The 25343-nt window shown below is 71.5% G+C and carries 23 protein-coding genes; 10 read left to right on the top strand and 13 right to left on the bottom strand.

Annotated elements, in window-relative coordinates:
• Positions 1-17: 17 nt before the first annotated feature.
• The 8 genes from hpnC to OG927_RS29130 form a co-directional block, all read right to left on the bottom strand.
• Positions 18-932 (bottom strand): squalene synthase HpnC, encoded by a 915-nt coding sequence (gene hpnC / locus OG927_RS29165; protein ID WP_330321045.1) that lies wholly within the window; start codon positions 930-932, stop codon positions 18-20.
• A 413-nt stretch (positions 933-1345) separates the two neighbouring features.
• A complete protein-coding gene (locus OG927_RS29160; RefSeq protein ID WP_056792470.1) occupies positions 1346-2131 on the bottom strand; it encodes an ABC transporter ATP-binding protein in 786 nt (261 codons plus the stop codon).
• Positions 2124-3053: an ABC transporter permease gene (locus OG927_RS29155; protein ID WP_056792469.1), complete on the bottom strand. Its 930-nt coding sequence runs from the start codon at positions 3051-3053 to the stop codon at positions 2124-2126. The genes OG927_RS29160 and OG927_RS29155 overlap by 8 nt, the downstream gene beginning before the upstream one ends.
• Before the next feature lie 108 nt (positions 3054-3161).
• Positions 3162-4034, bottom strand: a complete 873-nt coding sequence (locus tag OG927_RS29150) for a glycosyltransferase family 2 protein (RefSeq protein ID WP_371613150.1) — start codon at positions 4032-4034, stop codon at positions 3162-3164.
• 8 nt (positions 4035-4042) lie between these two features.
• Positions 4043-4822, bottom strand: a complete 780-nt coding sequence (locus tag OG927_RS29145; protein ID WP_330321044.1) for a CDP-alcohol phosphatidyltransferase family protein — start codon at positions 4820-4822, stop codon at positions 4043-4045.
• The gene (locus OG927_RS29140) at positions 4800-5861 is read right to left on the bottom strand and encodes an iron-containing alcohol dehydrogenase family protein (protein ID WP_056792466.1); all 1062 of its coding nucleotides are present in this window, start codon (positions 5859-5861) and stop codon (positions 4800-4802) included. The genes OG927_RS29145 and OG927_RS29140 overlap by 23 nt, the downstream gene beginning before the upstream one ends.
• A complete protein-coding gene (locus tag OG927_RS29135; RefSeq protein ID WP_056792465.1) occupies positions 5849-6586 on the bottom strand; it encodes a phosphocholine cytidylyltransferase family protein in 738 nt (245 codons plus the stop codon). Before OG927_RS29135 ends, OG927_RS29140 begins: the two co-directional genes overlap by 13 nt.
• A complete protein-coding gene (locus OG927_RS29130) occupies positions 6583-8370 on the bottom strand; it encodes a DUF5941 domain-containing protein (RefSeq protein WP_330321366.1) in 1788 nt (595 codons plus the stop codon). The genes OG927_RS29135 and OG927_RS29130 overlap by 4 nt, the downstream gene beginning before the upstream one ends.
• A 336-nt stretch (positions 8371-8706) precedes the next feature.
• Between OG927_RS29130 and galE the strand changes: the two genes are divergently transcribed.
• The 4 genes from galE (at position 8707) to idi (ending at position 12995) form a co-directional block, all read left to right on the top strand.
• Entirely contained in the window at positions 8707-9690 is a 984-nt protein-coding gene (galE, locus tag OG927_RS29125; RefSeq protein WP_056792463.1) for a UDP-glucose 4-epimerase GalE, read from the top strand.
• 163 nt (positions 9691-9853) lie between these two features.
• Positions 9854-10795 (top strand): cation diffusion facilitator family transporter, encoded by a 942-nt coding sequence (locus tag OG927_RS29120; RefSeq protein ID WP_330321043.1) that lies wholly within the window; start codon positions 9854-9856, stop codon positions 10793-10795.
• Positions 10796-10999: 204 nt separating this feature from the next.
• Complete coding sequence (locus tag OG927_RS29115; protein ID WP_330321042.1) at positions 11000-12253, top strand: bifunctional class I SAM-dependent methyltransferase/N-acetyltransferase; 1254 nt, start codon at positions 11000-11002, stop codon at positions 12251-12253.
• Between the two features lie 148 nt (positions 12254-12401).
• Positions 12402-12995, top strand: coding sequence for an isopentenyl-diphosphate Delta-isomerase (idi, locus tag OG927_RS29110; protein ID WP_056792460.1), 594 nt, complete (start codon positions 12402-12404; stop codon positions 12993-12995).
• Between the two features lie 23 nt (positions 12996-13018).
• On the opposite strand, the gene OG927_RS29105 is transcribed toward idi, so the two are convergent.
• The gene (locus tag OG927_RS29105; RefSeq protein WP_330321041.1) at positions 13019-13474 is read right to left on the bottom strand and encodes an ATP-binding protein; all 456 of its coding nucleotides are present in this window, start codon (positions 13472-13474) and stop codon (positions 13019-13021) included.
• Positions 13475-13622: 148 nt separating this feature from the next.
• Positions 13623-14210, bottom strand: a complete 588-nt coding sequence (locus OG927_RS29100; protein WP_056792458.1) for an HdeD family acid-resistance protein — start codon at positions 14208-14210, stop codon at positions 13623-13625.
• A gap of 76 nt (positions 14211-14286) precedes the next feature.
• Here OG927_RS29100 and OG927_RS29095 point away from each other — a divergent pair, with 76 nt between their 5' ends.
• Entirely contained in the window at positions 14287-15072 is a 786-nt protein-coding gene (locus OG927_RS29095) for an enoyl-CoA hydratase/isomerase family protein (RefSeq protein ID WP_056792457.1), read from the top strand.
• Here OG927_RS29095 and OG927_RS29090 read toward each other — a convergent pair.
• Positions 15059-15694, bottom strand: a complete 636-nt coding sequence (locus tag OG927_RS29090) for a DJ-1/PfpI family protein (protein ID WP_056792456.1) — start codon at positions 15692-15694, stop codon at positions 15059-15061. The genes OG927_RS29095 and OG927_RS29090 overlap by 14 nt on opposite strands.
• Before the next feature lie 8 nt (positions 15695-15702).
• The gene (locus OG927_RS29085; protein ID WP_056792455.1) at positions 15703-16677 is read right to left on the bottom strand and encodes a GlxA family transcriptional regulator; all 975 of its coding nucleotides are present in this window, start codon (positions 16675-16677) and stop codon (positions 15703-15705) included.
• 136 nt (positions 16678-16813) lie between these two features.
• On the opposite strand from OG927_RS29085, the gene OG927_RS29080 reads away from it, so the two are divergent.
• From OG927_RS29080 to OG927_RS36045, 5 genes are all read left to right on the top strand, one after another.
• Positions 16814-17677, top strand: a complete 864-nt coding sequence (locus OG927_RS29080; RefSeq protein WP_056792454.1) for an SCO6745 family protein — start codon at positions 16814-16816, stop codon at positions 17675-17677.
• Positions 17678-17745: 68 nt separating this feature from the next.
• Positions 17746-17877, top strand: coding sequence for an LPFR motif small protein (locus tag OG927_RS29075; RefSeq protein ID WP_274922829.1), 132 nt, complete (start codon positions 17746-17748; stop codon positions 17875-17877).
• Positions 17878-18029: 152 nt separating this feature from the next.
• Positions 18030-20501: a Tex family protein gene (locus OG927_RS29070; RefSeq protein WP_330321040.1), complete on the top strand. Its 2472-nt coding sequence runs from the start codon at positions 18030-18032 to the stop codon at positions 20499-20501.
• Positions 20502-21106: 605 nt separating this feature from the next.
• The gene (locus OG927_RS29065; protein WP_056792529.1) at positions 21107-22099 is read left to right on the top strand and encodes a LacI family DNA-binding transcriptional regulator; all 993 of its coding nucleotides are present in this window, start codon (positions 21107-21109) and stop codon (positions 22097-22099) included.
• Between the two features lie 190 nt (positions 22100-22289).
• Positions 22290-23591 (top strand): pectate lyase, encoded by a 1302-nt coding sequence (locus OG927_RS36045; protein WP_408058112.1) that lies wholly within the window; start codon positions 22290-22292, stop codon positions 23589-23591.
• 80 nt (positions 23592-23671) lie between these two features.
• Here the strand turns inward: OG927_RS36045 and OG927_RS29050 are convergent, their stop codons facing one another.
• Positions 23672-25312 (bottom strand): ABC-F family ATP-binding cassette domain-containing protein, encoded by a 1641-nt coding sequence (locus OG927_RS29050; protein ID WP_056792451.1) that lies wholly within the window; start codon positions 25310-25312, stop codon positions 23672-23674.
• Positions 25313-25343 lie beyond the last annotated feature (31 nt).

Here is a 25343-nt window from a genome sequence, read left to right as displayed (position 1 = left end):
TCCCTCCACGGTCCGGCTCACCCCTCTCTGTGCGCTTTTCGCAGGACTACTCCCACTTCGCGCAGCAGACGCGGCACGGTGGGCTTGGGCGGTCCGGGCAGTACGTCGAATCCGGCGGCGGCGACGGCGGTGAGCGCTGCCCGCCCTCCGCCGACGAAGCCGGCGAGCAGGAGCCTGAGCCTGCCCCGGACGCTGCCCACCAGGGGGATCCCCTCGTCCAGCAGGTCGTGGGCACGCTGCGCCTCGAACGCGACCAGGGCGCGCAGCGACGCTCCCCCGGTCGGTGCGGCCAGGTCGGATTCGGAGACGTGGAAGCGGGCCATGTCCTCCGCGGGCAGGTAGATCCGGTCCCGGCCGAGGTCCTCCGTGACGTCCTGGAGGTGCTCGGCGATCTGCAGCGCGGTGCAGACGGCGTCGGAGCGGCGGATCCGTTCGGGACTCGCGGTACCGGTGATCTGCAGGACGAGGCGTCCGACGGGGTTGGCCGAGAGCTCGCAGTAGGCGAGGAGCTCTTCGTACGTCCCGTAGCGGCGGACCCTCTGGTCCTGCCGGTTGGCCTCGATGAGCCCGAGGAAGGGATCGGGGGTGAGGGCGCAGCGCCGCACGGTGGGGAGCAGGGCGCGCATCAGGGGGTGGAGCGGGCCGCCTGCGGCGTCCGCGAAGACGCGGTGCAGATCGGCCTCGAGGGCGTCGAGCAGGGCGAGCCGGTCCTCGGCCGTGCCGGGGCCGACGCCGAGGTGGCGGGCGTCCGCACCGCCGGGCGCGAGGTCGCCGTCACCGATGTCGTCGACGAGGCGGGCGAAGCCGTAGACCGCCATCAGGTCGTCGCGCCAGGCGCGGGGCAGGAAGAAGGGGGCCACGGGGAAGTTCTCGTCCGCGGCCTTGTCGAGGGTGGAGGTGGCGTCGGTACGCGCCTGCTGCGTACGGGTCACTGCGTACCGCCCGACGCGGGGACGGCGAAACCACGTCGGAGCTGGAGATTTCCCATCATTGCCGTCACATCTCCCGTTCTACACTGCTGACCCAAAACATCCCTTTTCGGACACGCCGCTCACTGCCCCGAGTGCGACAGGCTCACAACGGCCGATGCACCGGGGGCGTATCACCCCACATGGCCGCGAATCAGCTCCCGCACAGCTTACGTTGTACAGCTCACGGGGCCGCGCCGGGGTGCGGCGCGTCCCGGCACAACACTTCGATCTCCGTCAACCTTCCCCGGGATCAAAGTAATTGACGTCATCCGACGGGAGGAGATACCCCCCTGGCGTCCCCGCGACCCGGGCCACCACGCACCGCAGTGGCCCCCGCCTCGGTGCACCGGCGGGGGCCACGGGAACGGAGGGACCTACTTGCCGGTCTCCCGCTCGTACGCCTTGAGCACCTCTTCGGTGGGGCCGTCCATCAGGAGCTCGCCCCGCTCCAGCCACAGCACCCGGTCGCAGGTGTCCCGGATGGTCTTGTTGTTGTGGCTGACGAGGAAGACGGTGCCCGCCTCCTTGCGCAGCTCGCGGATCCGTGCCTCGGAGCGGACCCGGAACTTGCGGTCACCGGTGGCCAGCGCCTCGTCGATCATGAGGACGTCGTGGTTCTTGGCCGCCGCGATCGAGAAGCGCAGTCGCGCCGCCATGCCCGAGGAGTACGTCCGCATGGGCAGCGTGATGAAGTCGCCCTTCTCGTTGATCCCCGAGAAGTCGACGATGTCCTGGTAGCGCGAGCGGATCTCCTCGCGGCTCATCCCCATCGCGAGGCCGCCGAGCACGACGTTGCGCTCACCGGTCAGGTCGCTCATCAGCGCGGCGTTGACACCCAGCAGCGAGGGCTGGCCGTCCGTGTACACCTTGCCGTGCTCGGTCGGCAGCAGCCCGGCGATGGCCCGGAGCAGGGTGGACTTGCCCGAGCCGTTGGTGCCGATGAGGCCGATGGCCTGACCACGGTAGGCGGTGAAGGAGACCCCCCGCACCGCGTGCACCTTGCGGACGCCGCGCGGCTCGCCCTTGCCGCGGCGCATGATCCGGCTGAGCGCCGCGGTGGCGCTGCCCTTGCCGCCCCCCGTCCCGTTGACCCGGTACACGATGTGTACGTCGTCGGCGATCACGGTGGGGATGTGTCCCTGGGAAGATTCCTCAGCCACGGCCGTACCGTTCCTCTGCCTTCCAGAAGTACACGAAGCCCAGGACGCCCACCAGGAGCGACCAGGCGAGTCCCACGGCCCAGACGTGCTGCGGCAGGTTCTCGGAGCCGTAGCCGTCGATCAGCGCGAAGCGGACCAGGTCCATGTAGACGGCCGCGGGGTTGTACTGCAGCACGTCCGCGATCCACTGCGGCTTGTCGGCCAGCATCACCGGGATGGAGAACATGACGCCCGAGGCGTACATCCAGGTACGCATGACGAACGGCATCAGCTGCGCGAGGTCCGGGGTCTTGCTGCCCAGCCGGGCCATGACGAGCGCCAGGCCGGTGTTGAACAGGAACTGCATGGCGAGCGCCGGGACGATCAGGAGCCACGAGAGCGTGGGATAGCTGCCGAAGGCGATCGCCACGGCGAACAGCACGATCATCGAGTACAGCAGCTGCTGGAGCTGCTGGAGCGAGAACGAGACGGGCAGCGAGGCACGCGGGAAGTGCAGGGCCCTGACCAGGCCGAGGTTGCCGGCGATGGACCGCACCCCCGCCATGACCGAGCTCTGGGTGAAGGTGAAGACAAACACACCCGTGACCAGGAACGGGACGAAGACCTCCTGGCTCATCCCCCTGCTGGTGCCGAGGATGATCCCGAAGATCAGGAAGTAGACGAGGGCGTTCAGCAGCGGGGTGGCGACCTGCCACAGCTGGCCGAGCTTGGCCTGGCTGTACTGCGCGGTCAGCTTGGCCCTGGAGAACGCCAGGATGAAGTGCCGGCGGCCCCAGAGCTGCCGGACGTACGCGAACAGCCCGGGCCTGGCGCCGCTCACCGTCAAGCCGTACTTGGCGGCCAGCCCGGAGGCACTCAGCCCCTCGTCGGCGGACGGCGGGCTGCTCAGCGCAATCCCGCCGTCGTGGGTCGTATCACTCACAGGTAAGAACTCTCGTCTTCACAATGCGCAGCCGGACGCGGGTGCGGCCGAGGCGGACAGGTCCCCGTACACAACGAAACAGGGCTCATGGTCTCAGAGGAGAGCCTCTCAGATCACAGGCGGTCGGCCCAGTCTGGTCAGGCGCCACACCGTACGCCACCTCATGGGGCGCCGGGGTCCGCAGGGCTTCGTCCACCCTTCCCGGAAACCGCCGAACCACGCCCTCAGCGCGGGCAGGGAGGGCTTGCGCACCAGCGTGAGCAGCAGCCAGACCCCGACGTACACGGGGACCAGCGGTGCCGGCAGGTTCCGGCGGGCCAGCCAGACCCGGTTGCGGGCCACCATGCGGTGGTAGACCGCGTGCCGTGACGGGGCGGTGGTGGGGTGGTTGAGCACCATGTCCGCGCGGTAGTCGATCATCCAGCCGGCGTCGAGGGCCCGCCAGGCGAGGTCGGTCTCCTCGTGTGCGTAGAAGAAGTCGTCGGGGAGCGGGCCGACCTCGGCGATCACCCGGGTACGCACCGCGTTGGCCCCGCCGAGGAACGTCGTCACGCGGGAGGAGCGCATCGGGTCGGCCGCACGCAGTCGCGGGACGTGCCGGCGCTGGGTGACCCCGGTCTCGGGGTCGGCGATGCGGAAGGTGATGATGCCGAGCTCCGGGTCCGCCGCGAACGCCTGCCGGCACAGCTCGGCTGTGTCGTTCTTCGCCAGCAGCCCGTCGTCGTCGAGGAACAGCAGCACGTCCACGTCGGTGCCGGAGGCGCCGAACGCCTCGATGCCGACGTTGCGTCCGCCGGGGATGCCCAGGTTCTCGGGCAGCTCCACGGTCCGCACACCCGCGGGCACGTCGGGGACCGGGGCGCCGTTGCCGACGACGACCACCTCGATCCGGTCGCCGTTCTGCCCGGCGACCGAGTCGAGGAGGGCACGCAGCTCGTCGGGCCGGTTGCCCATGGTGATGATGACTGCGCCGATTTTCATGGGTGAGCTCACTTCAGCCTGCTGGACGCCAGGATCGACACCAGGTGCAGGACGGTCTGGAGAAGGGCGATGCCGGCCATGACCGCGACCGCGAGACGGCTGAAGAAGAAGTCGTCCCTGACGGTGTCGAGCACGGCCACCAGCAGGATGACCAGCGACGCCTCGATGCCGAGGATCAGCCGGTGGAACTTGAGCGCACCGCCCGCCCGGCGGGCCAGCGCCATGCCGGAGGAGCGCGGCTCGGACGCGGATTCCTTGACGGGGGGCAGCCCGCCCTGGTGGCGGGCGACGCCGACGAGGTCGGTCTCGGCCTTGATCAGGATGGCGCCCAGCGCGGCGAGCGTGCCCAGGAAGGCCCACAGCCAGTCGATGCGCCCCGGGCCCCACAGGTCGGCGGCACGCAGGCCGAAGCCGACCAGCACCGCCGCGTCACAGAGATAGGCGGCCACCCGGTCCAGGTAGACCCCGCCCAGGGAGTACTGCTTCTTCCACCGCGCCACCTCGCCGTCGACGCAGTCGAACAGCAGGTAGAGCTGGACCGCGACCACGCCGAGCAGCGCGCCCGGGATGCCCGGGACCAGCAGAGCCGGAGCCGCGAGCACACCGGCGACGGTCATCACGTAGGTCAGCTGGTTGGGCGTGACCTTGGTGGTCACCAGGCGCCGGGTGATGCGCAGCGAGATCTCGCGCATGTAGAGCCGACCCGCCCAGTGCTCGCCGCTGCGCCGGTCCTTCACACCCGGAGGGTGCACGACCGGACGGAGTTCAGCTATGGATGGCTTTTGCATAGTCGGCGTACGCGTCCCTGATCTGGTCGGTGGACAGGTTGAGGTGTTCCAGGATCGTGAAGCGTCCCGGGCGCGTCTGCGGGGCGTACTCGACGGCCCGCACGAACTCGTCGGGGGTGAACCCGATCTCGCCGGGCAGCACCGGCAGCCCGTGGCGCCGCAGTACGGAAGCCATGTGCAGCGACTCCTCGCGGGCGCCCCGCAGGTGCATGGCGAAGCAGGCGCCGAGGCCGACCTGCTCGCCGTGGCTTGCCGCGCGCTTCGGGTACAGCAGGTCGAAGGCGTGGTTGATCTCGTGGCAGCCGCCCGAGGCTGGCCGGGAGTCCCCGGCGACCGACATCGAGATGCCGGTCAGGACGAGGCCCTCGGCCAGCACCTTGAGGAAGGCGTCGTCGCCGACCCCGCCGGGGTGACGCAGCACTGCCTCGCCCGCCTGCCGGGCCATGGCGGCGGCGAGTCCGTCGATCTCCTCGCCCTGGATCTCGTGGGCCAGCTCCCAGTCGGCGACGCAGGAGATGTTGGAGACCGCGTCCCCGATGCCCGAGCGCACGTAGCGCGCGGGGGCCTCGCGGATCACGTCCAGGTCGATGACCACGGCGATCGGGGTGGGGACCCCGTAGGAGCCGCGTCCGTTGTCGTTGTCCAGGGTCGCGACCGGGGAGCAGAGCCCGTCGTGGGACAGGTTCGTCGCGACGGCGACCATGGGCATGCCGACCCGCGCCGCGGCGTACTTGGCCACGTCGATGATCTTTCCGCCGCCGAGGCCGACGAGGGCGTCGTAGCGGTTGCCCTTGATGCCGTCGGCGAGCCGCACCGCGGAGTCGATCGTGCCGTCGCCGACGGGGTACCAGTCGGCCCCCGGCAGCACCGGCGCGAGCCTCTCGCGGAGGGCGAGTCCGGAACCTCCGCTGATCGCGATGGCGAGCTTGCCCGACGCGGAGATCCGCTGGTCGGCGAGGAGACCGGCCAGATCGTCCATCGCGCCGCGACGGATGTCGACGACGACCGGGGACGGGATGAGGCGCGTCAGTACAGGCACGCGATCTCCCTGCCCCGGGCGAGGTCGTCGTGGTTGTCGATCTCGACCCACGTGACCTCTCCGATGGGGGCGACGTCGACCGTGAAGCCGCGGTTCACGAGCTCCTGGTAGCCGTCCTCGTAGTAGAGGTCGGGGTCGCGCTCGAAGGTGGTCCTCAGCGCGTCGGCGAGCTCCTCGGCGGCCTCGGGCTCGATCAGCGTGACGCCGATGTACTCGCCGGTCGCGGTGGCGGGGTCCATCAGCTTGGTGATCCGCCGGACGCCCTGGTCGCCCTCGGTGATGACCTTCATCTCCTCGTCGGCGAGGTTCTTCACCGTGTCGAGGGCGAGGATGATCTTCTGGCCCTTGCCGCGGGCGTCCAGCAGGGTCCTCTCGACGGAGACCGGGTGCACGGTGTCGCCGTTGGCGAGGATGACGCCCTGCTTCAGGACCTCACGGGCGCACCAGAGGGAGTAGGCGTTGTTCCACTCCTCGGCCTTGTCGTTGTCGATCAGGGTCAGCTTCACGCCGTACGTGGCCTCGAACTCGGCCTTGCGGGCGTAGACCGCTTCCTTGCGGTAGCCGACGACGATCGCGACCTCGGTGAGTCCGACCTCGGCGAAGTTGGCGAGCGTCAGGTCGAGGACCGTCTTCTCGCCGTCGACGGGCACCAGCGCCTTGGGCAGGGTGTCCGTGTAGGGACGCAGACGGCGTCCGGCACCAGCAGCCAGTACGAGGCCGATCATGCGAGTTCTCCTTCGTCGTGTACGGCGGGGGCCGAGGAGGACACCCAGAAGCGGATGGACTCCACGAGCACCACCAGAGCCACGGCCGCCGCGAGCGCGGTCAGAGCCGTGGTGAAAGCTGAGGCTCCGGTCAGCAGGGCGGCGAGTACGGCCACGACCAGGGTCCGGCCCTCGTGCCCGCCGATGGTGCGCACCAGCCACTGGGGCGGGGCGCCCGTACCGCCTCGGATGCGGTAGACCGTGTCGTAGTGATGGTAGGCGACGGCCGAAACCAGGCCGAATGCCGCCGGAACGGCGTGCGGTACGTCGCTGCGGGCCGCCAGGACGAGGACCGTGCAGTACTCCGCGGCCCGGAAGACCGGGGGCACCAGCCAGTCGAGCGCGCCCTTGAGCGGCCGTGAGACCGCGAGGCCGGAGACGACCGCGTACACCCCTGCCGCGCCGACGGTCAGCCAGCTGCCGTAGGGCGCGAAGAGTGCGGCGGCGACCAGCACCAGGGCTCCGGCGAGCGCCAGCAGCGGGGCGGTGAAGCCACCGCCCGGACGCCGGACCACGGCGGCGACGGCCTGCGCGAGGGGCCCCGAGTCGGCGAGGTCGGCCAGTGCACCCGCTGCCCGGTCGGTGCGCTGCGCCTTGCGGGTCAGCGAGCGGAGCAGCCGGCCGGCCGTGGTGTAGCAGGCGGCCAGGGCGCAGCCGACGAGGAGGGCGTAGAAGACGATCCGGGGGGTCGTCACCGCGGTCAGCACGGCGATCATGGCCCAGCGCTCGCCGATGGGCAGCACTATCATCCGGCGCAGCCAGACCGTCCAGCCGACGCTGTCGAGCTTGTCGGAGAGCGCGGCGGTGGGACTCGTGTTGGAGACCGCGTCGTGGTTGGCCTCGTTGAACGAGAAGTCGACGACGTGGCGGCAGGCCTGGAGGACCATCGCGCCGAGCGCGAGGACCCATACGTCGTCGCCGCCGCGGGCGGCGCCGAGCGCGAGACCCGCGTAGTACGCGTACTCCTTGGCCCGGTCGAAGGTGGCGTCCAGCCAGGCGCCCATCGTCGAGTACTGCAGCGAGTAGCGGGCGAGCTGCCCGTCGGTGCAGTCCAGGACGAAGGAGAGGAGCAGCAGCACCCCGGCCGCGACGTAGCCGCCGCGGGTGCCGGTCGCCGCGCTGCCCGCCGCGATCAGGGCGGTGATCAGGGAGGCGGTGGTGACCTGGTTCGGGGTGAAGCCCCGGCGGGCGCACCAGCGGGCGATGTAGCGGGAGTACGGGCTGATGAAGAACGTGGTGAAGAACCCGTCGTGGGCTTTCACGGCGCTGCGCAGCCGTACCGCCTCGTCGTCGACCGCGGCGACGGCGGACCGGACGGCAGCGCGGTCCTCGGGGCCGTCGGGTACCGCGGCGGTGAGCGAGCCGAGCTCGGGACGCTGCACGGCGGTGCCCTCGGCGTCCAGGGCCGCGGCGAGGCGGCCGGGGACCGTGTGGTCCTCGGCGGCGGGTTCGGCGCCCGGGGGCGCGACGGGGCTTCCCGTGCCGACGCCCGCGCCGACGGCGGCCACGGCCGTGCGCAGGGCGCCCAGCACCGCGGCCCGTGCCTCGGGCTGCGCGGTGAGCGCTCCGGGCACGGTGGCGACGGCGAAGCGGGGGTCGGTCAGTCCGAGCCTGAGGGCATGGACGTGGCCGACGAAGCGGGGGTCCACGAGCGCGACGCGCTGGCTCGCGGGAACCGCGGCGAGCAGTTCGGCGGCCTCGGTCGCGTCGGTGGCGGTCCTTACATCGAAGCCGAGTGACCGCAGATCGTCCTCGAGCGACGATCCGGGTACCGGCGCACCGGTGAGGATGGCGGTCGACAGACGAACTCACTCCTTGGTGCTGACGGGAACAGCCCGCGACAGTGCGGCCCGGAGACGGGCCGGCGGGGCGCATCGGCTGAGGCTATCGGATGAACGGAAGGCCGAGTTCACCGCCCGTTTGTGCTCCGTTCGGGTGAAGCGGCCATGATGCGGCGCCGTTCGCGATCATCATCGTCGATCGATGCCCCGCCCCACAAACCGCGTCCCGCCCGCGGTCGGGCGGCCGGGCGGGGGGAGGTACCCGGCGGGTCCCCCACCGGTCGGCCTAAGCTGACGCGTATGACGTGGTTGATCACAGGCGGGGCCGGTTACATCGGGGCACACGTGGCGAGGGCCATGACGGGGGCCGGGGAGAAGGTCGTCGTGCTCGACGACATCTCGACGGGTATCGCCGGCCGGCTGCCCGCGGACATCGAGCTGGTGCGCGGTTCGGCCCACGACCGCGGGCTGCTCGACCGGGTGCTGGCCGAGCACGCGATCACGGGTGTGGTGCATCTCGCGGCGAAGAAGCAGGTCGGCGAGTCCGTGGAGAAGCCGCTGCTCTACTACCGGGAGAACGTCACCGGGCTCGCCGTGCTGCTGGAGGCCGTGGTCGCGGCCGGTGTGCGGCAGTTCCTCCTCTCCTCGTCGGCGGCGGTGTACGGCGTGCCGGACACGGACCTCATCGCGGAGGACACCCCGTGCGCGCCCATCAACCCGTACGGCGAGACCAAGCTCGTGGGCGAGTGGATGGTGCGGGCCGCGGGGCGGGCACACGGGATCTCCACAGCCTGTCTGCGGTACTTCAACGTGGCGGGTACCGACCGGCCCGAGCTGTCCGACACGGGTGTCTTCAACGTCGTCCCGATGTTCTTCGACAGGCTGACGCGCGGTGAGGCACCGCGGATCTTCGGTGACGACTACCCGACGCCGGACGGCACCTGTGTCCGCGACTACATCCACGTCGCCGATCTGGCCGACGCGCATCTCGCCGTGGCGCGGAAGCTGGCCGGTCAGGGCGCCGGCGAGGACCTGACCGTGAACATCGGCCGCGGTGAGGGCGTATCGGTGCGGCAGCTCGCCGACCTGGTGGGCGAGGTCACCGGCCGTCCCGTGGAGCCCGTGGTCGAGGCGCGCAGGCCGGGGGACGCGGCCCGTGCCGTCGCGTCCGCCGACCGCATGACCGAGGAGCTGGGGTGGACGGCCCGGCGCGGGGTGCGCGAGATGGTCGAGTCGGCGTGGGAGGGCTGGTGCCTGCGCCACCCGGAGGCCCGCGCCCAGTGATCCGCGACCCCGGGCCGATGCTCTGACCTGCGAACGTTTCCGCAGGTCAGAGCACATGACAACGGTGTTCAATGCCGTGTTGCCCGGTACCCCCCGCCCGTAGTTCACTGGCCACATCGGGCGGTCGGCGCCCGAGGGGTACGACGCGTTCCGGAGGCGTTCCATGGGGGCTGGCCACGATCACGGGCACACGCACGGAGGGCCGCCCCCGACGGGCACGGCCGCCGCCGCGTACAAGGGCCGGCTCAGGGTCGCGCTGGGCATCACGCTCGGCATCATGGTCATGGAGATCATCGGCGGGCTGCTCTCCGACTCGCTCGCCCTGATCGCGGACGCGGCCCACATGGCGACCGACGCGCTCGGCCTCGGCATGGCCCTGCTCGCGATCCACTTCGCCAACCGGCCGGCCGGGCCCAACCGCACCTTCGGCTTCGCCCGTGCCGAGATCCTGGCGGCACTGGCCAACTGTCTGCTGCTCCTGGGGGTCGGCGGTTATCTGGTCTTCGAGGCCGTCGACCGCTTCATCACCCCGGCCGAGACCCAGGGCGGTCTGGCCATCGCGTTCGCCGCCGTCGGCCTGGTCGCCAACGTAGTCTCCCTGTCCCTGCTGATGCGCGGGCAGAAGGACAGCCTCAACGTGAGGGGTGCCTATCTGGAGGTGGTCGCGGACACTCTCGGCTCGGTCACGGTGCTCGTCTCGGCGGGCATCATCATGGCCACCGGCTGGCAGGCCGCCGACCCGATCGCCTCGCTGCTGATCGGCCTCATGATCGTCCCGCGGACGGTGAAGCTCCTGCGCGAGACGCTCAACGTGCTGCTGGAGTCGGCGCCCAAGGGCGTCGACATGGAAGAGGTGCGCGCCCACATCACGGCCCTGCCGGGTGTGCTGGACGTCCACGACCTGCATGCCTGGACCATCACCTCCGGCATGCCCGTGCTCTCCGCGCACGTGGTCGTCCACCAGGAGATGCTGGACTCGATCGGGCACGAGAAGCTCCTGCACGATCTGCAGGGCTGCCTGGGCGTGCACTTCGACGTCGAGCACTGCACCTTCCAGCTGGAGCCGAGCGGGCACGCGGAGCACGAGGCGAGACTCTGCCACTGAGCCCGGCCGGCCGGTGCTAGGGTTCCGCCGTCACGTCCGTGCACCCGGACCCGAAGTGAGAAGGAGCTGAGGTTGATGACTGTCCAGACGACTGCTGCCCGGCGCAGCGACCGGTCCTTCCTCATCTCCCGGGTTCTCGGCTGACCCTCGGCTGTTTCCACGTCGCCGTCGGCCGGAGCCCTCTCGATCCAAGGGTTTCCCACGTTGACCAATCACCTGCGTGACGCGTTCTTCGCACTGCACGACCGCCTGCCCCGGCAGAGCCCCGGTTCCGACGCCACCACACGGCGGCTCCTCGCTCTCGCGGGCCCGCAGCCCGTCCGTCCGCGCGTCCTGGACCTGGGCTGCGGTCCGGGCCGGGCCTCTCTGCTGCTCGCCGCCGAGGCGGGTGCCGAGGTGACGGCGGTCGATCTGCACCAGCCGTTCCTCGACGAGTTGCGCGAGGCCGCGGAGGCACGCGGACTCGGCGACCGGATCCGTACCTTCCGAGCCGATATGGGCGATCTCACCGGTCCCGCCTTCGCCGACGGCTCCTTCGACCTCGTCTGGGCCGAGGGGTCGGCGTACTGCATCGGGTTCGACACCGCGCTGCGCGACTGGCAGCGGCTGCTCGCACCGGGTGGCTCGATGGTGGTCACCGAGTGCGTCTGGACCACCGGCTCACCGTCCGCCGGCGCCCGCGCCTTCTGGGAGCAGCACGTGTCGCTGCGCACGGTCGCGGCCAACGCGGCCGCGGCCGTGGCGGCGGGCTGTCATCTGCTCGGGGTGCTGGTGCAGCCCGGGAGCGACTGGGACGAGTACTACGTCCCGCTGGCCGAGAGGGCCGCGGCGGCCGATCCGTCGGCTCCCGGTATGGAGGCCGCGCTGGCGGCCACCCGTGAGGAACTGGCGGCCCGGCGCGCGTACGGCACCGAGTACGGGTACGCCGGCTATGTGCTGCGTCCCTCCGATCCCCGGTGGCGCACCCGCCCGGAGGCGCCGGCCGACCGGGAGGCGGTGCACGGTGTCGTCTCGGCGGCGTTCCCCACCCGGGCCGAGGCCGCCCTGGTGGACGCACTGCGCGGCGACCCGGACGCCTGGCTGCCCGGCCTGTCGTACGTGGCCGAGGCGCCGGACGGTTCCGTGGCGGCGCACGCCCTGCTGACCCGGTGCCGGGTCGGGGACGCGCCGGCGCTCGCGCTGGCCCCGGTGGCCACCGCCCCCGGTCACCAGCGCGCGGGAGCGGGCCGCGCGGTCGTGCGGGCGGCGCTGGACGCTGCCCGGCTGCGGGGCGAGTCACTCGTCCTGGTGCTCGGCCATCCCGGGTACTACCCGGCGTTCGGCTTCGTACCCGCGTCGCGGTTCGGGATCCGGCCGGGCTTCGACGTTCCCGACGAGGCGATGATGGCGCTGGTGCTCGACGCGTCCGTGCCGGTTCCGGCGGGCACGATCCGCTATCCGGCCGCCTTCGGGGTCTGACGCGGTGTCCGTCCCGCCGTGCCCGTCGGGGTGCGGCGGGACGGACATGCCAGCACCCGAAGTGAGGACTAGCGGCTTTTGTACGGCAGACTTGTCCGGAACCAGAGGGCCCGGCGCACCAGGCCGGGTGCCAAAGCGAAGGATGGGTATGCCGACCACACCAGCCACCGCGGCGCACAGCTCGTCGAACGGCACCGCAGACGCGATCATGCTCGAACTGGTCGACGAGAGCGGCACCACCATCGGCACCGCGGAGAAGCTCGCCGCCCACCAGGCTCCCGGCCAGCTGCACCGGGCGTTCTCCGTGTTCCTCTTCGACGAGCAGGGGCGGCTGCTGCTGCAGCGCCGTGCACTCGGCAAGTACCACTCCCCCGGCGTGTGGTCGAACACCTGCTGCGGTCATCCGTACCCGGGCGAGGCTCCCTTCGCGGCAGCCGCCCGGCGTACGTACGAGGAGCTGGGGATCTCCCCGTCGCTGCTGGCCGCCGCCGGCACGGTCCGCTACAACCACCCGGACCCGGTGTCGGGGCTGGTGGAGCAGGAGTTCAACCACCTGTTCGTCGGCATGGCGCAGGAGCAGCTCCGGCCGGACGCGGAGGAGGTCGGCGAGACGGCCTTCGTGACCGCCGGCGAGCTCGCCGACCGGCATGCGGCCGCGCCGTTCTCGGCCTGGTTCATGACGGTGCTGGATGCCGCGCGCCCCGCGATCAGGGAGCTGACGGGTCCGTCCGCGGGCTGGTGACGCCGCGGGGCGGTAGGGGGCGGTCAGAGCTGTGTCTTCAGTGGCAGCGCCGCCCAGATGATCTTGCCGCCTCCCGCCGTGTGCTCCACGTCGCAGGTGCCGCCCGCCTCGGCGGTGACCTCACGGACCAGCAGGAGTCCCCGCCCGCCCGTCTGCCCGTGGTCGGTGACCAGGGCGGTGGGGCGGTAGGGGTGGTTGTCCTCGACGGAGACCCTGATCCATTCGGCTCCGATGGCCGCCTCCACCACGAGCTCGGGCGAGAGCAGCGCCGCGTGCTTGACCGCGTTGGTGACCAGCTCCGAGACGATCAGGAGCAGGCCGTGGAGGACGTCGTCGTCGACGGGTACGCCCTGCCGGTCCAGCAGGTCCCGCACGGCGTGCCGGGCCTGCGGCACCGACGCGTCGACGGCGGGGGCGGTGAAGCGCCACACCCCTTCGTACGACACGGGACGGGCCGGAACACTCTCGCGGCTCTCCATGGACCGGCACCCGCTCTCGACTAGTACCTCACCGGCTATCGGGTAACGAGTGTCGGGAAGAGCTTGGTCCGTACCGGGCCCCTGACCGCAAGTGACCACTTATGGAAGCAATATGACCGGGTGGATATGACAACGTCAGGTGAGGGGACTACTTCTCGTCCGCTTCGGGCGTCATCTGGTCGGTCACCAGGCTGACGATGCGTCGGCCGCCGACCCCGGTCGCGATCAGTCCGAGGCCGTCGAAGAGCAGGGCCAGCGAGAAGAAGCAGCCGAGCACGTAGAGGCTGCTGTGCGGCCAGTCGAAGAGCACGAGGAGCCCCAGCAGCAGCCCGAACGCCCCTTGCAGCAGCGTCCAGCCGAACTGCGGGCCGCGCACGACCACGCTCCCCGCCAGACGGAACACTCCCCCGGTGAGGAAGAGCAGCGCGGCGAACATGGTCAGCGCCTCGGCCGTGCCGTGCGGGTGGCGCAGGACGACCACCCCGGCCGCGATGTTCAGCGCCGCGACGACCACACCCAGCCAGAAGTACGGGGTGCCGCGCGCCTGGATCGCGTGGAGGAGGCCGACCACGCCGCCGATGAGCAGCAGCCAGCCGAAGAGGAGCATCGAGGTGAGCGTGGCGACGCCGGTGTAGACGAGGCCGACGAGCCCCGCGATCACCAGCAGGACGCCGAGCAGGGCGAGACCGCCGAAACTGCGCTTGAGCCGCCTGCCCTCGGTCGTGGGTCCGGCCATCGAACGCTCCTCGGAGTGCGCGCTTCGCGACCCCTTCCCGATCATAGGTACGGAGCGTACGGATAGCATCCGGCGCATGGATCCCAGGGAGCAGGCGCGGCTGGAGCACACCGTCTCGGACGGTGTGGCCGGCGTCGTCATCAGCAACCCCGCCAAGCGCAACGCGATGACCGCGGACATGTGGCGGTCGCTGCCCGGCCTGCTGGAGCGGCTGGCCGCCGACCCGGCGGTGCGGGTCCTGGTGCTCACCGGTGCCGGGGACACCTTCTGCGCCGGCGCGGACATCGGCTCGCTCCGGGAGCCCGGCAGCCGTGCGCAGGAGCTCGCCGTCCGGGCGGAGGAGGCCCTGGCGGCGTTCCCGCGCCCGACGCTGGCCGCGGTGCGCGGGTACTGCGTGGGCGGCGGCAGTCAGCTCGCGGCGGCCTGTGATCTGCGGTTCGCGGAGGAGGGCGCGTCGTTCGGCGTCACCCCGGCCAAGCTCGGCATCGTCTACCCCTCCTCGTCGACCCGGCGGCTGGTCTCGCTGGTCGGCCCGGCCACCGCGAAGTTCCTGCTCTTCTCGGGCGAGCTGATCGGCACGGAGCGGGCCCTGCGCACCGGGCTGGTGGACGAGGTGCTGCCGGCGGGCGGACTGGACGCGCGGGTGCGGTCGTTCGCGCAGGTCCTGGCGTCGGGTTCGCAGCTGACCCAGGCCGCGGCGAAGGAGTTCGCCGACGGCCGCGAGGACCGGGACGCGTACTGGTCGGAGCAGGCGCGCGGAAGCGGCGACACCGCAGAGGGGGTCGCCGCCTTCCTGGAGCGTCGCACGCCCCTCTTCACCTGGACCACGGAGCCGGCGGAAACCACCGCTACCGCAGGCTGAACCGGCTGCCCGTCCGGAACTCCTCGACCAGGGCGGCCGGGGCCTTCTCGGGGGACCCCGCGTCGTAGGGCGGCCGGGGGTCGTACTCGGTGAGCAGCTGGACGGCCCGGGCGTGCTCGTCCCCGGCGATCCGGCCGAGCAGGGTGAGGCCCATGTCGATGCCGGAGGACACTCCGGCGGCGGTGACGTACTTGCCGTCCAGGACGACGCGCTCGCCGGTGGGCTCGGCCCCGTACGTCCCGAGCATGTCGAGGGCGAGCCAGTGCGAGGTGGCACGGCGGCCGTCGAGCAGTCCGGCTGCGGCGAGCAGCAGCGAGCCGGTGCACACCGATGTCGTCCAGGTGCTGGTGGCATCGGCCGCGCGCAGCCAGCCCAGCAGGTTCTCGTTCTCCATCTGGTCGCTCTGCCCGGGGCCACCCGGCACGAGCAGGAGGTCGGGGGCCGGGACGTCGTCGAGCGTACGGTCGGCGACGAGCGCGAGGCTCCCGCTGTCGTTGCGCACCGCTCCGGTCCGCTCGGCGACGAAGACCGTCTCGGCTCCGGGGGCGCGGCTGAGGATCTCGTAGGGCCCCACGGCATCGAGGGCGGTGAAGCGGTCGAAGAGCACGATGGCGATCTGCACAGGAATCCTCAGGGTCGGTGTCCGGACTGCACGGGCGGGGAGTTGAAGCGTCTGCGGTATTCGGCGGGCGCGGTTCCGAGTGCCTTGACGAAGGCGCGCCGCATCGCCTCGGGGGTGCCGTAGCCGCTGGCGCGCGAGATCCCGGCGACGCCGTCGGTGGTGTCCTCCAGGAGGCGGCGGGCCTGTTCGAGGCGTACCCGCTCGACGTACCGGCCCGGGGTCAGTCCGGTCTCCGCCCGGAAGGCCCGGGTGAAGTGACGGGGCGAGAGCCTGGCGCGGGCCGCGAGTGCCTCCACGCAGAGGTCGGCGTCCGGGTGCTGGGTGATCCAGTGCTGTACGTCCCGCAGCGGCTCGCGGACGGCGGTCTGAGCGGTGAGCTGGGCGCTGAACTGGGCCTGGTTGCCGGGGCGCCGCAGGAAGACGACGAGGTGGCGGGCCACGGTGAGCGCCACCTCCCTGCCGTGGTCCTCCTCCACGAGGGCGAGCGCGAGGTCGATGCCGGCGGTGACGCCCGCCGAGGTGGCCAGCCTGCCGTCGCGCACGAAGATCGGTTCGGGGTCCACCTCGACCGCCGGGTGGTCACGGGCGAGCATCTCGCAGAGCGACCAGTGGGTGGTCACGCGGTGGCCGTCGAGCTGCCCGGCCCCGGCGAGGAGCAGCGCGCCGGAACAGACGGAGACCAGCTGCCCCGCGCGCGGGGCGTTCGCACGCAGCCAGTCGATCAGCGCCGGGTCGGGGGTGCGGGTCCCGGGCCCGCCGGGGACGAGGAGCATGTCCGGCACGCCGGCGTCGACGAGTGCACCGTCGGGGACCAGGGTGAGGCCGCTGGAGCAGCGGACCGGCGCACCGGTCAGGGAAGCGGTGCGCAGCTCGTAGGAGACCCCGGGGGTCCGGGAGGCCCCGGCGAAGACCTCCATCGGGCCGCTCACGTCGAGGCTCAGCACGTCGTCGAAGAGCACGACGAGTACGGATCGCTGCTTCATGCCTGCCATCCTGAGGCGGCCCGGCCCATGGCCGCAATGACGAGTTTCCCACCTTTCCCGCCATCGCGGTGACGCTGCCCATCTCATGGCCGCCCCGGGGTTCCACTCCGTACCGACCAGTCGGTAACGTGCTGCCATGAGTACTCTTCCGCCGCGCGCCGGGCGCCGCTGCCACAACTCGGTCAACCCGCTGCACTCCTGCGTCTACTTCTCCCCCGACCTGGGCAAGGAGTTCGGCGAGCTCGGCATCGACGATGCGAGCGCCGCCTACTTCGCCGCCCGCGGCGCCGCGCTGGGCGCTGTCGGGGCCGGAGCGGTCACGGCCACGTTCTACAACTTCAACCACGAGCTGGTGGCACGCCACCTGCCCGCCGTGTGGTCCGTCGCCTCGCCCCGGGCGGCACTCGACGCACGGCTGCGCGCCGCCGACGCGACGCTGCGCCGGGTGCTCGGCGAGGACGTCGTCGCCTCCCCCGGGATGGCGGAGGCCGCCGGACTGGCCCTGCGCGCCGCGGAGGCCTGCACCCGCCACGCCCGGCCGCTGTACGCGGCCCATGCCGATCTGCCGGTGCCGGACGAGCCGCACCTGGCCTTCTGGCACGCGGCGACGCTGCTGCGCGAGCACCGGGGCGACGCCCACCTCGTCGCCCTGCTCGAGGCCGGCCTCGACCCGGTCGAGGCCCTGGTCAGCCACACCGCCACCGGCAAGGGCATGGCGCCGCGCTGGATCCTCGCGACCCGCGGCTGGCGGCGCACCGACTGGGACGCGGCGGTCGAGCGGCTGCGCGGGCGCGGCCTGCTGGACGACACGGGCGAGCTGACCGAGGCGGGCACGGCCCTGAGGTCCGGTCTGGAGGAGGCCACGGACCGGATGGACGCCGCGCCCTACGAGCACCTGGGCGCGGAGGGGGTGGAGCGGCTGACGGAGCTGGGGCGCGCGTACCTGTTCACGGCGGCGGCCGCCGGGGCGTTCCCGGACGACCTCGTCGGCAAGGGCTGAGCCCGGGTACGTTTACCGGCCGCGGTCGGGGTCAGGCGTACGAGCACACCACCCCGACGAAGGAGAACATCATGCGCACGATCGCCGACGTCTTCCGCACCATCGGCTCCGCCGTGGCCACCGTGGTGACGCTCCCCTTCCGGCTCGTGGCCAAGCTCTTCGGCGGCGCGTCGCGCGGCGGCCGGACCCGCCGCGCCTGACCGGGCGGTCCGCGGCACCACGTCCGACCAGGTCACGCGACACGGCACCCGGCCACCCGGCACAATGCAGGCGAAGGGGACCACCCCGGATGTGGACCACTCCGTGGCACACAGCCAGCACAGCCAGTACGAGAAGGCGAGTCGGGAAAACCGTGACGACGTCCATCGAAGGCAGGATCGCCGAGGAGCTCGGCGTACGTGAGCGTCAGGTGAAGGCCGCCGTCGAGCTGCTCGACGGCGGCTCGACCGTGCCGTTCATCGCGCGCTACCGCAAGGAAGCGACCGAGATGCTCGACGACGCGCAGCTGCGCACGCTCGAGGAACGGCTGCGGTACCTGCGGGAACTGGAGGACCGCCGCAAGGCGGTCCTCGACTCCGTACAGGAGCAGGGCAAGCTCGACGCCGCGCTGGAGGCGCAGATCCGGGCGGCCGACACGAAGGCGCGTCTGGAGGACATCTACCTGCCCTTCAAGCCGAAACGCCGGACGAAGGCGCAGATCGCGCGCGAGGCGGGCCTGGAGCCCCTCGCGTCCGGGCTGCTCGACGACCCGTCCAGGGACCCGCTCATCGCGGCGGCCGCGTTCGTCGACGCCGGCAAGGGCGTGGCGGATCCGGCGGCGGCCCTGGAGGGTGCCCGCTCCATCCTGACCGAGCGCTTCTCGGAGGACGCCGACCTGACCGGCGAGCTGCGCGAGCGCATGTGGTCGCGCGGGCGGGTCGTGGCGAAGGTCCGCGACGGCAAGGAGGAGGCGGGCGCGAAGTTCGCCGACTACTTCGACTTCGCGGAGCCTTTCACCGCACTGCCCTCGCACCGGGTCCTCGCCATGCTCAGGGGCGAGAAGGAGGACGTGCTCGACCTGGTCCTGGAGCCGGAGGAGCCGGACCCGGGGCAGCCGGGCCCGTCGGCGTACGAGAACATGATCGCCCGCCGTTTCGGCGTCGCCGACCGCGGCAGGCCGGGCGACAAGTGGCTGGCCGACACGGTGCGCTGGGCCTGGCGGACCCGGATCCTGGTCCACCTCGGGATCGACATGCGGCTGCGGCTGCGCACGGCGGCGGAGGACGAGGCGGTACGCGTCTTCGCGTCGAACCTGCGCGACCTCCTGCTCGCCGCACCGGCCGGCACCCGCGCGACGCTGGGACTCGACCCCGGTTTCCGGACCGGTGTGAAGGTCGCCGTGGTGGACGCCACCGGCAAGGTCGTCGCGACGGAGGTCATCCATCCGCACGTGCCGGCGAACAAGTGGGACCAGTCCCTGGCCACGCTGGAGCGGCTGGCCAGGGAGCACCGGGTCGATCTGATCGCGATCGGCAACGGCACGGCGTCGCGCGAGACCGACAAACTCGCCGGCGAACTGTGCGACAGGCACCCGGAGCTGAACCTCACCAAGGTGATGGTGTCGGAGGCCGGCGCGTCCGTGTACTCGGCGTCGGCCTTCGCCTCGCAGGAACTCCCCGACATGGACGTCTCGTTGCGCGGCGCCGTGTCGATCGCCCGGCGGCTGCAGGACCCGCTGGCCGAGCTGGTGAAGATCGACCCGAAGTCGATCGGTGTCGGCCAGTACCAGCACGACCTGTCCGAGGTGAAGCTGTCGCGTTCGCTGGACGCGGTGGTGGAGGACTGCGTGAACGGTGTCGGTGTCGACGTCAACACCGCCTCGGCGCGGCTGCTCTCACGGGTGTCGGGCATCGGTACCGGGCTCGCCGAGAACATCGTGGCGCACCGGGACACCAACGGCCCCTTCCGGTCCCGCAGGGCGTTGAAGGACGTGGCGCGACTGGGACCGAAGGCCTACGAACAGTGCGCGGGCTTCCTCCGGATCCGGGGCGGCGACGACCCGCTGGACGCGTCGAGCGTGCACCCGGAGGCGTACCCCGTGGTGCGGACGATGGTGAAGCGGACGGGCAACGACGTCGCCTCGCTGGTCGGCAACACGGACGTCCTGCGGTCGTTGCGGCCCGACGAGTTCGTGGACGAGAAGTTCGGTCTGCCGACGGTGACCGACATCCTGAAGGAGCTGGAGAAGCCCGGCCGCGACCCGCGACCCGCCTTCCGGACGGCCACCTTCAAGGAGGGTGTCGAGAAGATCGGCGACCTGGCCTCCGGAATGGTGCTGGAGGGCGTCGTGACGAACGTGGCGGCATTCGGCGCGTTCGTGGACATCGGTGTCCACCAGGACGGTCTGGTGCACGTGTCGGCGATGTCCCGGACGTTCGTCAAGGATCCGCGCGATGTCGTCAAGCCGGGTGACATCGTCAAGGTGAAGGTCATGGACGTCGACATCCCCCGCAAGCGGATCTCGCTGACGCTGCGGCTGGACGACGAGGCCGCCGACGCACAGGGCGGCGGACAGAGTCCTCGGCGCGAGAGGAACGGCCGCGGCGAAGGCGAGCGTCCGCCGCGCCAGCGGCAGGGCGAGCAGGGCCCGCGCCAGGGACAGGGCGGTCAGGGACAGCGGCAGAACCGGAGCAGCGAGCGTCAGGGCGGCGGCCAGGGCCGCTCGCGCGACGGCGGCCAGGGGGCTGCCCCGCGCCCGGCCGCCGCACCGGCCAACAGTGCGATGGCCGACGCGTTGCGGCGCGCGGGAGTGACGGGTTCCGACCGGGGCGGCCGCAAGCGCTGAGGCGGAGGAGCGGGCGGACAGGAGAAGCTCCTGTCCGCCCGCTCCGTGCGTTCCGGCCCGGAGCTGAGGGGTGCGGGTGCGGGGTGACAGGACCCGCACGCGGAACAGGTGTTGCGCGAGGCATTGACATGTCCAGGACTCAACGCGACCCTGATGTCCAGTCGGTGATGCAACCGGTTGCATTGCCGCACACGGATCGCGCACCGCGTACCCCACGAGCCGCACACTCAGCACTCAGCACCCAGCCCTGAGCACGGACACCGCATGAGCCGACCGCGAGCCGCGGGGCGGGGCCCTACCCCCGCCCTCCTCGCACCCCCACCCAGTCCCCACGGAGAGGACCCCCGATGTCCGGCACCTCACGCTCCCCCACTCCCTCCAACAGCCCGCCGGCAGCTCGGGCCACCCACCGCACGGCGATACGGTCGTCCACACGGGTCTCCTGACCTGCCTTTTCCTGCAACCGGTTGCAGGACCCCGCGAGCCCGGTGTGATCCACAGCAAAGGCCATAGGGTGGGGCCCCTGGGGCAGAGCGTCGGCCTGCGGCCCGCGAGCGACAGTGCGGGCGGCGGCGCGGGGCGGGCGAGGGGAAGCAACCGTGGCCATGACCATCCGTGACGTCGCCCAGGCTGCCGGGGTTCATGTCTCGACCGTCTCCCGGGCCTTCTCGGCCTCGCACCTGGTCAAGCGGGAGACCCGGGAACGGGTGCTCGCCATCGCCGCGGACCTGGGCTACCGGCCCAACGAGACCGCGCGCGCCCTGACCACGGGGCGCACCCGGAATCTGGGACTGATCGTCTCCGACATCGCCAACCCCTTCTACCCCCCGCTCATCAAGGCCGCCCAGGCGTACGCCAGGGTCCGCGGCTACCAGGTCTTCGTGGCCGACACCGACGAGGACGTGGCTGTCGAGGAGGAACTGATCCGGACCCTGGCCCGGCAGGTGGACGGCGTGATCCTGGTCAGCCCCCGGCTGGCCAACGACGTCATCGGCCGACTGGGCGGCGAGCTGCCGTTCGTCCTGGTCAACCGGTCCGTGGCAGGGCTGTCCGCCGTCCTGATGGATGTGGCGCACGGAGCAGCGCTGGCCGTGGAACACCTGGCCGGGCTGGGCCATGAGCATCTGGCCCTGGTCGGCGGGCCACGCGGCTCGTGGACCAGCGCGCAGATGCGCAGGGCCGCAGGCCGGGCGGCGGCGGACCAGGGGGTCAGGCTCGACGTGCTCGCCCCCAATCCGCCGACGGAGCACGGCGGGATCGTGGCGGCGCCCGCCGTCCTGGAGACCGGCGCGACCGGAGTGATCGCCTACAACGACCTGGTCGCCATCGGGCTCATCGAGGGGTTCGACGACCGGGGCGTGCGGATACCCCGGGACCTCAGCGTGATCGGCGTGGACGACACCGTGGCCGGCCGGCTGAACCGCCCCCGGCTGACCACCGTCGCCATGCCGACCGCGGCGGCGGGCCGCACGGCGGTCGATCTGCTCATCCAGACCGTGGAGACGTCGGGCGGCGGTCCGGCCACGGCACAGACCGTGCTGGCGACCTCCCTGGTCGTCCGGGACTCCACAGCCACCCCGGCGCACCCTGCCGGCTGATCGTCCGCACCAGCTCCGCACCAGCCGCTTGACCGCGCGAAATGGGTGACATAACGTCACCGCGATTCACATACACGAACTCGATTCACGATAAGGAATCGTTCTCGGAATCGGGGACAGCCTTCACCACCGCACCCATCCACCGACAGGTGCCTGCGGAGGACACCGCAGGCGGTGAAAGGAATACCTAGTGCGCACCAGGAATCAGCACGTCAGAAGGCGTGGCGGCCGTGCGGCCGCCGCGCTCGTCGCCACGGTCTCCGTGATCGCCGCGGGGCTCACCGCTCTGTTCGCGACCGGTTCGGCGACAGCCGCCCCGGCCACCGGCTCGTACAGCCTGAAGAACGCGGCCAGCGGGCTGTGTCTGGGCGTCCCCGGATCGAGCACCACCGCCGGCACCCAGCTCGCCCAGAGCGCCTGCAACGGTGCGGCCGGTCAGACGTGGAAGCTCACCTCCTCGGGGAGTGGCTACACGCTGGCCGCCGCGCACAGCTCCCGGTGTGCGGGGGTGAAGGACGCCTCCACCAGCGCGGGCAAGGCGGTCGAGCAGCAGAACTGCAGCGGTGCGGCGACCCAGGTGTGGACGCTGACCTCGGTCAGCGGCAACACCTACCGGGTCGTCAACAGCAACGGCGGCAAGTGCCTGAACGTCAAGGACAGTTCGACGGCTTCGGGTGCCCTGGTCCAGCAGAACTCCTGCGACTCGGTGACCAGCAAGAGCTGGACCTTCACCACGGCGGGCACGACCCCCACGGACCCGCCGACCGACCCGACCGACCCGCCCACCGACCCGGGCTCCCCGCCGTCCTGGCCGACGGCCAACGGCAGCCAGGCGGTCTCGGCGACCATCGAGGTGTCGGGCACGTACGACGGTGGCCTGAAGCGCCTGTACGGTACCGGTGACCTGGGCAGCGGGGGCCAGGACGAGGACCAGCCCCCGATGATCAAGCTGGCGGACGGCGCCACCCTGCAGAACGTCATCCTCGGCGCTCCGGCTGCGGACGGCGTGCACTGCGCGGGCACCTGCACCCTCAAGAACGTCTGGTGGGAGGACGTGGGCGAGGACGCGGCGACCTTCCGCGGCGGCTCCTCCTCGACGGTCCGTACGATCGACGGCGGCGGTGCGAAGCTGGCCGAGGACAAGGTCTTCCAGCACAACGGGGTCGGCACCCTGGTCGTGAAGAACTTCCAGGTGGACGACTTCGGCAAGCTGGTCCGCTCCTGCGGCAACTGCTCCACGCAGAACGCGCGGCACATCCAGCTGCAGAACATCTGGGCGACCGCCCCCGGCACGAGCCTGGTCGGCATCAACACCAACTACGGTGACACGGCACGGATCTCGGGCGTCACGATCTACGACGACGGCGACCGTGACATGAAGATCTGCACCAAGTACAAAGGCACGACCAGCGGCGAGCCGAGCGAGATCGGCTCGGGTGCGGACGGCACGAACTGCATCTACTCCTCGTCCGACATCCGCTACGTCGACTGACGTCGGTCCGCACGGACCACACGAACCACACGCACCGGGCCCGTCCTTCCCGCACACCGGGAGGGACGGGCCTCCGTGTTTCAGGCGGTCTCGACGACCTTGCCGCCGGCGACCTCGACCCTGCGGGTCGTGTGGACGGCCTCGAGCATCCGCCGGTCGTGCGTGACCAGCAGCAGGGTCCCGGTGTACGCGTCCAGGGCCCCCTCGAGCTGCTCGATCGCCGGCAGGTCCAGGTGGTTCGTCGGCTCGTCCAGGACCAACAGGTTGACGCCCCTGCCCTGGAGGAGGGCCAGGCCGGCGCGGGTGCGTTCTCCCGGGGAGAGCGTCGTGGCCGGCCGCAGCACGTGGTGGGCGCGCAGGCCGAACTTGGCGAGCAGGGTGCGCACCTCGGCCGGTTCGGTGTCGGGGACGGCGGCGCAGAACGCGTCCAGCAGGCTCTCCGTGCCGTGGAAGAGCGCACGCGCCTGGTCCACCTCGCCGACGACGACGCCCGAGCCGAGCGAGGCGTGCCCCGAATCGAGCGGCAGCCGGCCCAGCAGGGCGGCGAGCAGGGTGGACTTGCCCGCCCCGTTGGCTCCGGTGATGGCGACGCGGTCCGCCCAGTCGACCTGCAGGGTGGCGGGGCCGAAGGAGAAGTCGCCTCGGGCCACGACGGCCTCGCGGAGGGTGGCGACGACGGATCCGGAGCGCGGGGCCGAGGCGATCTCCATCCGCAGCTCCCACTCCTTGCGTGGTTCCTCGACGACGTCGAGGCGCTCGATCATGCGCTGCGTCTGCTTGGCCTTCGCGGCCTGCTTCTCGCTGGCCTCGCTGCGGAACTTCCGGCCGATCTTGTCGTTGTCGGTGGCCTTGCGGCGGGCGTTCTTGACGCCCTTGTCCATCCAGCCCCGCTGCATCTGTGCGCGGCCCTCCAGGGCCGTGCGCTTGTCGGCGTACTCCTCGAACTCCTCGCGGGCGTGCGAGCGGGCGCGCTCGCGCTCCTCCAGGTAGGAGGCGTAGCCGCCGCCGTAGAGGTTGATCTGCTGCTGGGCGAGGTCCAGCTCCAGGACCTTGGTGACCGTGCGCATGAGGAACTCGCGGTCGTGACTGACGACGACGGTGCCGGCCCGCAGTCCGGAGACGAAGCGTTCGAGGCGCTCCAGCCCGTCGAGGTCCAGGTCGTTGGTGGGCTCGTCGAGCAGGAACACGTCGTAGCGCGACAGCAGCAGCGAGGCCAGCCCGGCGCGGGCCGCCTGGCCGCCGGAGAGCGCGGTCATGGGGAGGTCGAGGCCGATGGTCAGGCCGAGCTCGGCAGCCACCTCCTCGGCACGCTCGTCGAGGTCGGCGCCGCCGAGGGCGAGCCAGCGCTCCAGCGTCTCGGAGTACGCGTCGTCCGCACCGGGCGCCCCGTCGACGAGTGCCTGGGTCGCTGTGTCCATCGCCGTCTGGGCGTCGGCGACGCCGGTGCGGCGGGCGAGGAATTCCCGCACGGACTCGCCCTCGCGGCGCTCGGGCTCCTGCGGGAGGTGCCCGACGGTGGCGCTGGGCGGGGAGAGCCGCAGCTCACCCTCCTCCGGCCGGTCGAGACCGGCGAGCAGTCGCAGCAGCGACGATTTACCTGCGCCGTTGGCTCCGACGAGACCGATCACGTCGCCGGGTGCGACGACGAGGTCGAGTCCGGCGAAGAGCGTGCGGTCGCCGTGCCCGGCGGCGAGTTCCTTGGCGACGAGAGTGGCAGTCATCAGGGTGCCGATCCTAACGAATCCGCACGGG

Source organism: Streptomyces clavifer, assembly GCF_036345975.1.
GTDB classification, from domain to species: domain Bacteria; phylum Actinomycetota; class Actinomycetes; order Streptomycetales; family Streptomycetaceae; genus Streptomyces; species Streptomyces clavifer.
This window is presented reverse-complemented; position numbering and strand designations above follow the sequence as displayed.